General features: G+C 69.5%; 11 protein-coding genes. 7 read left to right on the plus strand and 4 right to left on the minus strand.

The window, feature by feature from the left end; all coding sequences use genetic code 11:
- Nucleotides 1–48: 48 nt before the first annotated feature.
- On the minus strand, nucleotides 49–606 hold the full coding sequence (locus GPZ80_RS19690; protein ID WP_187222127.1) for a GNAT family N-acetyltransferase: 558 nt from the start codon (nucleotides 604–606) through the stop codon (nucleotides 49–51).
- A gap of 207 nt (nucleotides 607–813) precedes the next feature.
- Here GPZ80_RS19690 and GPZ80_RS19695 point away from each other — a divergent pair, with 207 nt between their 5' ends.
- The 3 genes from GPZ80_RS19695 to GPZ80_RS19705 all read left to right on the plus strand — a co-directional run bounded on the left by GPZ80_RS19695 (nucleotide 814) and on the right by GPZ80_RS19705 (nucleotide 5,450).
- Nucleotides 814–1,761 (plus strand): EamA family transporter, encoded by a 948-nt coding sequence (locus tag GPZ80_RS19695; RefSeq protein ID WP_187222129.1) that lies wholly within the window; start codon nucleotides 814–816, stop codon nucleotides 1,759–1,761.
- Nucleotides 1,758–2,978, plus strand: coding sequence for a winged helix-turn-helix domain-containing protein (locus GPZ80_RS19700; RefSeq protein ID WP_312880447.1), 1,221 nt, complete (start codon nucleotides 1,758–1,760; stop codon nucleotides 2,976–2,978). The genes GPZ80_RS19695 and GPZ80_RS19700 overlap by 4 nt, the downstream gene beginning before the upstream one ends.
- 159 nt (nucleotides 2,979–3,137) lie before the next feature.
- Complete coding sequence (locus tag GPZ80_RS19705) at nucleotides 3,138–5,450, plus strand: ATP-binding protein (protein ID WP_187222133.1); 2,313 nt, start codon at nucleotides 3,138–3,140, stop codon at nucleotides 5,448–5,450.
- A gap of 108 nt (nucleotides 5,451–5,558) precedes the next feature.
- On the opposite strand, the gene GPZ80_RS19710 is transcribed toward GPZ80_RS19705, so the two are convergent.
- The 3 genes from GPZ80_RS19710 to GPZ80_RS19720 all read right to left on the minus strand — a co-directional run bounded on the left by GPZ80_RS19710 (nucleotide 5,559) and on the right by GPZ80_RS19720 (nucleotide 8,404).
- On the minus strand, nucleotides 5,559–6,836 hold the full coding sequence (locus GPZ80_RS19710) for a PucR family transcriptional regulator (RefSeq protein WP_187222134.1): 1,278 nt from the start codon (nucleotides 6,834–6,836) through the stop codon (nucleotides 5,559–5,561).
- Nucleotides 6,837–7,040: 204 nt separating this feature from the next.
- Nucleotides 7,041–7,922: a DUF4097 family beta strand repeat-containing protein gene (locus GPZ80_RS19715; RefSeq protein ID WP_187222136.1), complete on the minus strand. Its 882-nt coding sequence runs from the start codon at nucleotides 7,920–7,922 to the stop codon at nucleotides 7,041–7,043.
- The gene (locus tag GPZ80_RS19720; protein ID WP_187222138.1) at nucleotides 7,919–8,404 is read right to left on the minus strand and encodes a toxin-antitoxin system HicB family antitoxin; all 486 of its coding nucleotides are present in this window, start codon (nucleotides 8,402–8,404) and stop codon (nucleotides 7,919–7,921) included. The genes GPZ80_RS19715 and GPZ80_RS19720 overlap by 4 nt, the downstream gene beginning before the upstream one ends.
- Nucleotides 8,405–8,502: 98 nt before the next feature.
- Between GPZ80_RS19720 and thyX the strand changes: the two genes are divergently transcribed.
- The 4 genes from thyX to GPZ80_RS19740 all read left to right on the plus strand — a co-directional run bounded on the left by thyX (nucleotide 8,503) and on the right by GPZ80_RS19740 (nucleotide 11,856).
- Nucleotides 8,503–9,255: an FAD-dependent thymidylate synthase gene (gene thyX / locus GPZ80_RS19725; RefSeq protein ID WP_091371120.1), complete on the plus strand. Its 753-nt coding sequence runs from the start codon at nucleotides 8,503–8,505 to the stop codon at nucleotides 9,253–9,255.
- A gap of 5 nt (nucleotides 9,256–9,260) precedes the next feature.
- Nucleotides 9,261–9,653: an ACT domain-containing protein gene (locus GPZ80_RS19730; protein WP_187222140.1), complete on the plus strand. Its 393-nt coding sequence runs from the start codon at nucleotides 9,261–9,263 to the stop codon at nucleotides 9,651–9,653.
- Nucleotides 9,654–9,751: 98 nt separating this feature from the next.
- Nucleotides 9,752–11,206: a serine/threonine-protein kinase gene (locus GPZ80_RS19735; protein WP_312880448.1), complete on the plus strand. Its 1,455-nt coding sequence runs from the start codon at nucleotides 9,752–9,754 to the stop codon at nucleotides 11,204–11,206.
- Between the two features lie 23 nt (nucleotides 11,207–11,229).
- Nucleotides 11,230–11,856: a TIGR03085 family metal-binding protein gene (locus GPZ80_RS19740; protein WP_187222142.1), complete on the plus strand. Its 627-nt coding sequence runs from the start codon at nucleotides 11,230–11,232 to the stop codon at nucleotides 11,854–11,856.
- Nucleotide 11,857 lies beyond the last annotated feature (1 nt).

The following is an 11,857-nucleotide window of genomic DNA, read 5'->3' on the forward strand; positions in this document are numbered from 1 at the left end:
CCACTCGATAACGAGGCCGTCGTCGACGGTACCCCAACCGAGTGGCCGCTAGGCCAGCTTCAGATCGAGCGACCCGGACATCCGCAGCTCCCGTAGGGGCTGCCCACCCGCGTCAAGCGTGCGCACGACCCCGTCCGGCGCCCATCCGGCCCGGGTGAAGAAACTGACCTGCGACTGGTTCGCCTCCGGAACCCAACAGATCCCGCGCGTCAACCCCGCGGCCCGCACCGCCTTCGCCGCGGCGGCCAGCAGCCGCCCGCCATGCCCGCGCCGACCCCAGCGGGGCTCGACCAACAGCGTGCCGATCAGCGCCACGGTGGCCGCGTCCTCCGGCGGGAGGTCGTTGGCCATGGCCGACTCCGACTCCGGCGAACTTCCCGCGCTGCAGAACCCGACGATCCAGTCCCCCTCGACGGCCGCGAACACCATCGCGGGACCCTGCTCGATCGTCTGCCGCCACTGGACGGCCGCGTCGGCCGGATCAAGCGCGGCCAGGACGGCGGCGGGCAGGATGCCTGAATACCCGGCCTGCCAGGTGAGCACCTGGATCCGGGCGATCTCGTCGACATCGGCGGGTACGGCGGGACGAACCGTGGCATCAGCCATGGCGGCAACCTAGTGGTTGCCCCACTCGCCGCGAATGGCGGACCCGCAGCGCCACGGCCGGAACCCGCGAGAACCGGAGCCCGCAGCCCGGCACACTGCCCTTGTCCAGGTGGAATGCCCGACGACGCGAGCGTGTAGCCGTAGAGACCCGGGCCTATCACAAATAACCGGCATACAAATGTCGGTGGTTCGTGCGAGGGTGGGGGCATGTCGTCCAAGTCCTGGTTCGCGTGGACCGCTCTCGGGGTCGTGTACGTGATGTGGGGGTCCACGTACCTCGCCATCCGCTTCACCATCGAGTCCATGCCCGCCCTTCTCTCCGCGGGCGCCCGCTTCCTCGTCGCGGGCGCGATCCTCGCCGCGCTGGTCGCCCTGATATCCGGGACCAAAGCGCTCCGCCTGACCCGCGCGCAGTTCGGCTCCGCTGTCCTCCTCGGCCTGCTGCTGCCCGCCTGGGGCAACGGCATGGTGGTTCTCGCCCAGCAGCACGTGGCCTCCGGGCTGGCCGCGCTCTTGGCCGCGTCGGTGCCCCTTTACGTCGTCGTCCTGCGCCGGGTCTGGGGCGATCGCCCTTCCAAGATCACTTTTGTCGGCGTCGCGATCGGGCTGGTGGGGCTGGCCGTCCTGGTGTTCGGCGGGCCCTCCGAGGGTGCGCACGGCACCGCCTGGTTCGGGCCGTGGCTGGTCTTGCTGGGCGCCCTTGGTTGGTCGTTCGGCACGTTGCTGAGTACCAAACTCGCGCTGCCACCCAATCCGTTCGCGCTCGCCGCGGTCGAACTGGTCGCGGGGGGCGTGGCCCTGGCGGTCGCAGGCATGGCGATGGGGGAGCGGCTCGACCTCGCCGAGATCACCACGGGCTCCTGGGTCGCGTGGGGCTATCTGGTGCTCGCCGGCTCGCTCCTCGCGTTCAGCTCCTACGTCTACGTCCTGGGCCGCCTGCCGGTGTCCACCGTGGCCACGTACGCCTACGTCAACCCAGTGATCGCCGTCCTGCTCGGCTACCTCTTCGCAGGCGAGCGCTTCGGGCTCGCGCAGCTCGGCGGCGGCCTGATCGTGCTGGTCGCGGTCGTCCTGGTGGTCCGCGCCGAGCGGCCCGGGCCGAAAGTGTCGGTGCCTGCCGGCAGTATCCCGGAGTCGTGCGAGGTGAAACGGTGAGCGAGACGATCACGGCTTCGGCCGCGCGGCGAACAGCCCTGGCCGCGCAGGGGTTCGCCGACGCGCGCCCATCGGGCCCACCCACGCGACGTCATCTGGCCAAGGTGCTCTCGCGCGTCCAACTTCTGCAGCTCGACTCGGTCAACGTCGCGGTTCGCGCGCACTACATGCCGGTCTTCTCCCGCCTCGGCGCTTACGACTCGGCGCTGGTCGACGACGCCGCCTGGACGCACAGCCCGCGCAAGCCCCGCCTCCTGGTCGAGTACTGGGCGCACGAGGCGAGCCTGATCCCGGTCGCTGACTGGCCGCTGCTGCGGTGGCGCATGCGCCGCTACGAACACCGCTACATCCACCACCTCGAACGCATGACGGCCAAGGCGCCGGGTCTCATCGACGACGTCCTCGCCGCCGTCAAGGAACTCGGCCCGGTCGGCGCGGGCACTCTGGAAACCGCTTTGGGTGCAACGGCGGTCCCGAAGGTCAAGGGCGGCTGGTGGAACCGCTCCGACGTCAAACACGCCTGCGAGTGGCTCTTCGCTGTCGGCGAGCTGACCACCGGCACCCGCCGCGGTTTCCAACGGCTCTACGACCTGCCCGAGCGCGTCCTCCCGCCCGAAGTCCTAGGCGCCACACTGGTTTCCGATGAGGAGGCGGCCCGGCAGCTGATGCTGCGCGCCGCCGTCGCCCACGGCATCGGCACCGAGAAGGACCTGCGCGACTACTACCGCCTGCAGCCCGCCCGCTCCCAGCAGGCTGTCGCCGAACTGGTCGAAGAGGGCCTGCTTGAGGCTGTGACGGTCCAGGGCTGGCGCCACCAGGCCTACCGGCACGTCGACGCCCGCACCCCGCGCAGGGTCACCGGGCGGGCGCTGCTGTGCCCGTTCGACCCGTTGATTTGGGAGCGCGACCGCACCGAGCGGATGTTCGGCTTCCGCTACCGCATCGAGATCTACGTGCCCGAGCCCAAGCGCGTCCACGGGTACTACGTCTTCCCGTTCCTGCTCGACGGCGAACTCGTCGCCCGCGTCGACCTCAAGGCCGACCGTGCCAACGGCGCGTTACTCGTGCGGGGCGCGTTCGCCGAACCGGGTGTCGACACCGCTCGGGTGGCCGGGGAACTCATGGCCGAGCTGCGCACAATGGCGGTCTGGCTTGAGCTCGACGAGGTCCGCGTGGGTGTGAAGGGCGATCTCGCCACCACGCTGAGTACCGGCTAGTAGCCTATTACTCCGAGTCCGGCTAATGTCACATTTGGGGTAGATGACGAGGTGTTGCTGCTGTCTTGCGACAGTCGTGCGGCAGGATCGGACCTCCGTCGGGGCGAACGGACGAACGGGACGTTGGTGCACCGAGTGCTGGGCAGGTGATGAGTGAGCGTGTCGATCGCAGTCGCCGCACGTTTCAGCGGAGATCGACTTCCGGTTGAGGTCACGACCTATGTAGGACGCGGTAACGAGATCCGCGAAGTCAAACGGCTGCTGGGAATCGCGCCGCTGGTGACCCTCACCGGGCCGGGTGGGGTCGGAAAGACCCGGCTCGCCATGCGCGTGGCCACCTCCACCCGCGCTTCCTTCGACGACGTGGTCTTCGTCGGCCTCGCCGATCTGCATGACCCGAAACTGCTGGTCAACACGGTCGCCGACCGGCTCGGTCTCGGCGACCGCTCCACCAGGGCGCCGATCGACCTGGTCGTCGACTACCTGCGCGCCCGCAGGCTGCTGCTCGTGCTGGACAACTGCGAGCACCTGATCGAGGCGAGCGCGCACTTCGCCCAGGCCATCCTGACCTCGTGCCCGGACGTGGTCATCCTCGCCACCAGCCGTCAGTCGCTCGGCGTGGCTGGCGAACACGTGATGCCGGTGCCGCCGCTGGCCGTGCCGGACCTCGGTGAGTCCGCCGCCGCGGTGCACCAGTACGACGCGGTGCGCCTGTTCCTCGACCGGGCGACAGCGGTCGTGCCGTCGTTCACCATCACCGACGACGACGTCGACGCCGTGATCCAGCTGTGCCGCTCGCTCGACGGCCTGCCCCTGGCCTTCGAACTCGCCGCGGTCCGGCTGCGGTCGCTGTCGGTGCGACAGCTCGCCGACCGGCTCAGCAAGCGGTTCACCCTGCTGACCCGGACGAACCGGTCCGCGCCGAGCAGGCACGAGACGCTGGAGGCGCTGATCGACTGGAGCCACCAGCTGTGCACCGAGCAGGAGCGCCTGCTCTGGGCGCGCGCGGCGGTGTTCCCTGGCGGCTTCGACCTGGAGGCCGCTGAAGCCGTGTGCTGCGGCGACGACCTGACCTGCGACGACCTGCTCGACATGCTCGACAGCCTGATCGACAAGTCGATCCTGCTGCGCGAGGAACACGACGGGCAGGTCCGATTCCGGATGCTGGAGACGGTGCGGCAGTACGGCGAAGACCGGCTCCGCGCCGACGGCGACCTCACCGGGCTGCGCCGCAGGCACCGCGACTGGTGCCGAGAGGTCACCCGGGACTTCGGGGCGAAGTGGATCGGTCCGGGGCAACTCGCCCTGGTCCAGATGATCGACCGGGAACACGCCAACCTGCGCCAGGCATTCGACTTCTGCCTCAGCGATCCCGACGAAGCGGTGACCGGGCTGCGGATGGTCACCGAGATCAGGGATTACTGGCTCATCCGCGGTCTCACCGAGGGCCGGATCTGGGCGGGCAGGCTGCTCGCCGTCGCCGTGCCTGACACCTCCGAGTGGGCGGGCGCGGCGTGGGTCGAAGCGTTTCTCGCCCTTGTCCAAGGCGACATGGACGCCTATGCGGCACGGCTGGCCGAGGCCTCCGAGGTCGCCGAGCGGATCGACGACGCCAGTGCCCGCGCGTACGTCGATCATGTGCGGGGCTACGCCGCACTGATGGCGAACGAGGGTGAGCAGTCGGCCGAGCTTTTCCGGAAGGCGTCGAACGCCTTCATCGCGCACGGTGACCTCAGCGGCGAGCTGTGGTCGACCTTCAACTACGGGCTCGCGATGAGCCTGGCGGGCGATTTGGAGACCGGCCGCACGGTCATGCGGGCCTGCGCAGACCGGTGCGCTTCCCTTGGGGAGGCGGTGTTCCGCTGCTGGGCCCTGTGGTCGCTCAGCGCCGCGGAGTACCTGCACGGGGAGTACGAGCGGTCGCTTGAGGCGGGTCTGGAGGTGCTGCGGCTGCAGCGTGAGGTGGTCCACCGGGTGATCCTCGGGTTCAGTCTCAACGTGTTGGCCGGGTGCGCCGCCCACCGCGGCGAGCACCGCCGCGCGGCGCGACTGCTCGGCGCGTCGGTCACGGTGTTCCAGATGGTCGGCGCGTCGCCGACCAACTACGCCGCCTTCGGCGAACCGATGCGCCGGGACATGGAACTGGTGACCGGCGTACTGGGCATCGAGGCGGCTGGCGCGGAGTTCATGGTGGGCGCGAAACTCCCCACCGACACCGCCGTCTCCTACGCCCTGGGCGAGGACATCACCCGCGCCGTCCCGGAGTCGGACGAGTCGCGGCTGACCAAACGCGAACGCGAAGTCGCCGAACTGGTCGCGAAAGGCATGACCAACAAGGAGATCGCCAAGGCCCTGGTCATCTCCCTGCGCACCGCCGAGACCCACATCGACCACATCCGCACCAAACTCGGCTTCAGCAACCGCGCCCAAATCGCCGCCTGGATCTCGCGAGTCCAACGTTCAGGCCAATGAGTTCAACATTCAGAACATCGACTTCGCCCCAGCGTCACTGTCGTGCTGAAACTGGATGTTCTGAATGTTGAACTCATTGTCCTGAACGTTGGACTCGCGAGTACGGGGTCAGCAGGCTTCGTCGACGGTGTCTTCCTCTACCTGCTTGGAGGCGGTGCGGAGGAGTTCGGCGCGGACGGCCAGTTCGAGTTCGAAGCGGGCCCGCGGGTCGCTGAGCTGGTCGCTGAACAGCTCCTCGATCTTGTGCAAGCGGTAGCGCACGGTCTGGGGGTGCACGCCCAGGCGGTCGGCCACCTCACCGGCGCGGCCACGCAACGCGAGCCACTCGTGCAGGGTCAGCAGCATCCGCTCCCGCTGCCGCGGCGTCAGGTCGTTGAGCGGGGCCAGCCGCCGGTTGACCAGTTGCTCGATCAGGAAGTCGTCGGAGAACAGGGCCAGCGCCAGACCGTTCTCGGCGCAGTCGACGACCGGCGAGTCGGTGATCAGCCCGCGCTCGGACAGCTCGATCGCCTTGCGCGCCACCCGAAGCGACGACCGGATGGCCGTGATCGGAACCGGCGGCCCGACGGCGATCCGCCAGCCGGGGAACGACTTGGCGAGAGCCGCCTGGTCGACGTCGTCGGCCGCGATCACCAGGCACGGCCGGGCGCCGTCGAGGTCGGCGAGGATCTCGGTGCCCAGCGGGCCCTGCCCGGGGACACTGGGTCCCTGCGGGCAGCGCAGCGCCACGGCCACGATCGCCTCGGGCACCCGCCACCGCGCCGCGTGCGCCTCATCGGTGATCACGTGGGTGTCGGTGGTGCGTTCGTCGAGGAGCAGCCGCAGCAGCCGGGCGCGGCGGTCGGCCAGGGTGTCGGTGGAGGTGGCACGGGCGGTCTCGTAGCCCTCAAGGGACACCGCGCGCAGCCGGTCGACCTGCCGGGACACCGCGCCGGTCAACACGGTGATCGCCTGCGCGGACACCGAGTTCGCCAGGCCATAGGTGCGCATCTGCTCCGACATGACCCGCTCGCCCGCCTCGTACGCCTTGGGCAGTGCGTCGGCCGGGCAGCCCGCGCCGTAGATCATGGCGCCGATGCCGCGGAACATCTCCGTCCAGTCGTCCGAGGTGGACCGCGGCGCGAGCACTGTGTCGATGCCGCGCAGGATCACCGCCTGGATCGCCGACGGCAGCAGCCCGCCGATCGGCCCCGCCAGCGGCGTCGCCAGATCGGGCACGGCCCGGCGGACCTCGGCGATGATCGCCATGGCCACACGGCCCGCGTGTGCCCGGAACCCGGCGACCGCCTCCCGTTGCACCGAAGGCGACCACCGCGCCTGCACATCCCGTCGGACTGTCGACGCTTGCGCCGGGGTGTCGCTGACCAACCCGTGTTGAAGTCCCATGTGCCTCTCCAGCCTGCATCGTTGCCCGCGTGATCACGATGCCTTCCGGGCGACACGTACTACATCGTCAGAACTACGTACCTACGTACCTATATCCACCGTCTACGGGCCCTAACTATCGGGTTTCGAGCAAAAGCATGATCATCGAATCCGAACGTCGCAGGTCGCGGCCTCGGATTTTGAGCACAGCGGAGTCATCTGTGTTCATAGAGTTGCGAGGGTGATGAGTGCGGAGCCGGACCCTGTCCGACCGTTCACGCGCAACGGGGACGGTCCGTCCGGCCGTTCGTCCGACAGCGGCAGTTCGCTTCGGGCCTCGCCGGATCCGGAGGACAGGTCGACTTCGGCCGCCGACCCGGCACGCACCGCGACCCGCAGGTCGCCCGAGCCGGTCGTGAGTTCGAGCTGACCGGACGCCGCGTCGGCGACCGTGATGTCGCCGGTGCCGGTGCGCACGAGGACGTCGTCGGTCACCGCGCCCAGCCAGACGTCGCCGCCGCCGGTCGAGACCGACGAGGGGCCCGCGATCTCGGTCGCCTCGACGGCGCCGGAACTGGTGCGGGCCCGCAGACCCGAGCCGGACCGGCCGATCCGGATCGAGCCGGAGCCGGTGGTCAGGTGAGCGCCGGAGGCCGCCTCGACGTCGATCGCGCCGCCCGCCGTGCCCGCCTCGACCCGCCCGGCCTGCCCGGTGACGGTGATCGACGCGGCGCCCGAGCGCGACGTCAGGTGTGAGCCGAGGGGAGCGCGGATCGACACGGCCACCGGCACGCCGCGCAGGCTCGCCTGGTGTGGCGTGCGTACGGTCAGCCTGCCGCCGCCGAACTCGATCTTCGTCTGGCGCACCGCCTCGCCGGGCACATCGGCGGGCACCTGCTCACCGAGTTGGCCGCTGAACCACGTGACGAGGTTCGACAGGCCCTCCACCCACGGGCTTCCGCTGTCGGGCGCGTGGCGCACGCTCACCGCGACGTTGGGTTCGTCGACCAAGCGCACCTCGATGACGCCCGCGCCGATGGTCACCGTCATCTCTATGGGTCCGTCCGCGTCGAAGGTGCGCGCGGCGACCGGCTGGGTGTCGGTCATCCGCTGTACCAGCCCCGCACGCGCGACCCGTCGGCCTTGTTCCAGCCCTTGTCGCCACCCCTTGCCTTGCCGTGCAGCGCGCCCTGCAGGGCCTGCTGGACGAACGTGTTGAGCGACACGCCCTGGGCGTTGGCGGCCTGCTCGGCCTTCGCCTTGAGCTCCTCGAACAGGCGCAGGGTCATCCGGCTCATATCGCCGCCGTCTTGGAGCGGCGGGGGTGGTGTCTCTTTGGCACCACCTGACGTCTCGGTGACGACGACACGCACATCGCGCCCGTCCAAGCGGATATCGACCACATGCTCGGGCAGCGCCGCGGTCACCTCGGCGGCAAGGTCGGACAGGGCGTTCATCATGGCCAACCGGGCGGCGGGCTCGATGGCGGCGGACAACACCGCCGCCGCGCGCCGCATCGTCTCGTCACCGGCCGACGCTGTGGTGGCCAGGTCGTCACGCAAAGCTGCGAGGTACGGGTTCAGGTCCATGACACCACCATGACACCACCGGTGACATCGGTCAAGGAAAGCAGGCGGGTGCGGTTAGGCTGGCCGCCGTAGTCGCAATCGAGTAGAGGACGGGCCACGTGACCGAGACGGTGTCGCCGAAGGTGCAGCTCATCGCCAAGACCGAGTTCTTCGCGCCGGCGGACGTGCCGTGGTCCACCGACGCCGACGGCGGTGAGGCGCTGGCCGAGTTCGCAGGCCGCGCCTGCTACCAGTCGTGGAAGAAGCCGAACCCGGCGACCGCGACCAACGCCGGCTACATCAACCACATCATCGAGGTCGGCCACCTGTCGGTCCTTGAACACGGCAGCGTGAGCTTCTACATGACGGGCCTGTCCCGCTCGCTCACCCACGAGCTGATCCGCCACCGCCACTTCTCCTACTCGCAGCTCTCGCAGCGGTACGTGCCGGAGAAGTCGGCCGCGATGGTCGAGCCCGACGTCATCGCCGAGGACCCGGAGCTGCACGCCAAGTTCCTCGAGGCCGCCCAGGCCGCGCAGGACGCGTACAACGAGCTGCTCGCAGGCCTGGAGAAGAAGTTCGCCGACGTCAAGAGCGCCACCCTGCGCAAGAAGCAGGCGCGCCAGGCGGCCCGGGCGATCCTGCCCAACGCCACTGAGACCCGCATCGTCGTCACCGGCAACTACCGCGCCTGGCGCCACTTCATCGCCATGCGCGCCACCGAGCACGCCGACGTCGAGATCCGCGCGCTGGCCATCGAGTGCCTGCGGCAGCTGCAGAAGGCGGCGTCGAGCGTGTTCGCCGACTTCACGATCACCGCGCTGCCCGACGGCACCGAGGTCGCCTCCAGCCCGCTCGTCGCCGAAGGCTGAGCCGGGTGAAGCGGCTCGCCATCGACGTCATCGACGGCGATTACACGGTCACCAGGCTCGACGCGGGAACGAAGGTCCCCGCGAACCTGTTCGACGGCGACGGCCTGGTCTCGGTCAGCCGCACGCCGACCGAGGTCTCGATCGTCTCGCCGAGCGCCACCGCGCCCGAGGGCGGCCAGACCGAGCCGGGCTGGCGGCTGCTGACCGTGCGCGGCCCGCTGGAGTTCACCCTCACAGGGATCATGGCCTCGCTGGCCGGTTCGCTCGCCGCGGCCGGGGTGTCGCTGTTCGCCCTGTCCACTTTCGACACCGACCACATCCTCGTGCACGCCACCGACCTCACCCGCGCCCTCGCCGCCCTCCGCGAGGCAGGCCACGAGGTGTTCGAGTCGGCCTGACGACACGAAAACCCCGCCTCCGGCGATCGTCTACGCGGAACCGCCGAACGGCCGATCGCGGTCTGACTAGGATTCGCGGCGGCTGAGGAGGTAGCAGGGTGTCGCAGGAGCAAGGACCGACCGTGGCGCACGGGCCGCGCATGGTGGCGGGCCGGTACGCCGTGCTCAACGAGTTGGGCCGCGGTGGCATGGGCGTGGTGTGGCTCGCCGAGGACACCATGATCGGGCGGCACGTCGCGATCAAGGAACTGCACCTGCCCGACGGGGTGCCGCAGAGTGAGCGGCAGATCTTCGAGGAGCGCGTGCTGCGCGAGGCCCGCACCGCCGGGCGGCTCAACGACCCCGCCGTCGTCACCGTGTACGACGTCGTGCAGGAGTCGGGCGCCACCTACATCGTCATGGAGCTGATCCAGGCCCCGACGCTGTCCGACGTGGTCAAGGAGCGCGGGCCGCTGCCCGCCGACCAGGTCGCCAAGCTCGCCGACCAGTTGCTCTCCGCCCTCGACGCCGCGCACCAGGCGGGCATCGTGCACCGCGACGTCAAGCCCAGCAACATCATGCTGGCCGCGAACGGCCGGGTGAAGCTCACCGACTTCGGCATCGCCCAGTCCCTCGACGACCCGCGCCTGACCAGCAGCGGCATCCTCATCGGCTCGCCGTCCTACATGGCCCCCGAACGCATCCGCGGCGAAGAGGCCAGCGCGAGCTCGGACCTGTGGGCGCTCGGCGCGGTCCTGTTCTTCGCGATGGAGGGCTACTCGCCCTATGAGCGCGCCACCACGGCCGCCACCATGCACTCGATCCTCAACGAGGTCCCATACCTGACCCGCGGCCAGGGTGCGCTGGCCTCGGTGATCACCGGCCTGATGATCAACACCCCGCAGGCCCGGCTCACCTCCGGGCAGGCCCGCGGTCTGCTCACGCACGTGCAGACAGGCCCGGTGACCGGCCCGACGATGATGACCGGCGGCACGGCGTACTTCCCGCACGGCCAGGCCACCCGAGTGGTCGCCGCGCCGCCGAAGGGTGGGGTGAACAAGAAGCTCGCCCTGATCCTCGCGGGCATCCTGCTGATCGCGGGCGCGGTCGGCGGCTTCTTCCTGAGCAACGCGATCAACACACCCGACGAGGCCACCACGCCGCTGGCGCAGACCTTCACCTATGGCACTGGCGGCGACATCGTCGAGTTCAAGATCTCCAACGGTTACTGCAACACCGGGGCGTTGCAGGCAAGGTCCTCGTTCGAGTCCGGCACGGACTGCAAGAAGCCGTTCCAATTCCAGGTTTACGGACAGGTGGAGCCGACCAACGCGGAGCTGGACTACGCCGGCACGGAGTTGAAGGCGCTGGGCGAGAGCTACTGCGGTTGGTTGTTCGCGACCGATCGGGTCAAGGATCAGGGCAAGTCCAATTTGGCCTATTCGGTGCTCGTCCCCTCCCAGAAAACCTGGGAAGCCGAATCCTCCGATGGTGGCGACCGGACAGTGTCCTGCGTGCTCAGCGACCGGACCGGCGCCGACCTCAGAGAGTCGCAGATCACCGAGAAGAACTAACTTACCCCCGGTAATGTAGGTCCATGGGTGTAGCCAGGGACGAACGCGCGCAGCTCAGCGACCTGTTCACCGCCGTCGGGCCGGACGCGCCGACGCTGTGCGGCGACTGGAAGACCCGCGACCTCGCCGCCCACCTCGTGGTCCGCGAGCGCAGGCCAGACGCGGCGGGCGGCATCCTGGTCAAGGCCCTCGCCGGCTACCTGCGGAAAGTCCAGGACGGTTACGCCGCCAAGCCGTGGCCCGAGCTCGTCGACTTGGTGCGCAGCGGTCCGCCGCTGCTGTCGATCTACCGCCCGGCCCTCCTCGACGAGCTGATCAACACCACCGAGTACTACGTGCACCACGAGGACGTCCGCCGCGCCGTCCCCGGCTGGGAGCCGCGCCCCGCCGACAACGAGCGCGACCGCGCCCTCTGGGTCGCGCTGAAACGCTCCGGCCGGATGTTCTTCCGCAACAGCCCCGTCGGCGTCAACGCCCGGACCCCGTCCGGCAGGCACGTCGACCTCAAGAGCGGCCCCAACACCGTCACCCTCGTGGGTGAACCGGGTGAGCTGCTCCTGTTCGCGTTCGGCCGCGACGAGTGCCGCATCGAGTTCGAGGGCGAGCAGTCGTCGATCAGTGTCGTCTCCGGCCTCAACAGAGGTCTCTAGC

The sequence above is a fragment of the Actinokineospora xionganensis genome (assembly GCF_014323725.1).
Classification (GTDB): domain Bacteria; phylum Actinomycetota; class Actinomycetes; order Mycobacteriales; family Pseudonocardiaceae; genus Actinokineospora; species Actinokineospora xionganensis.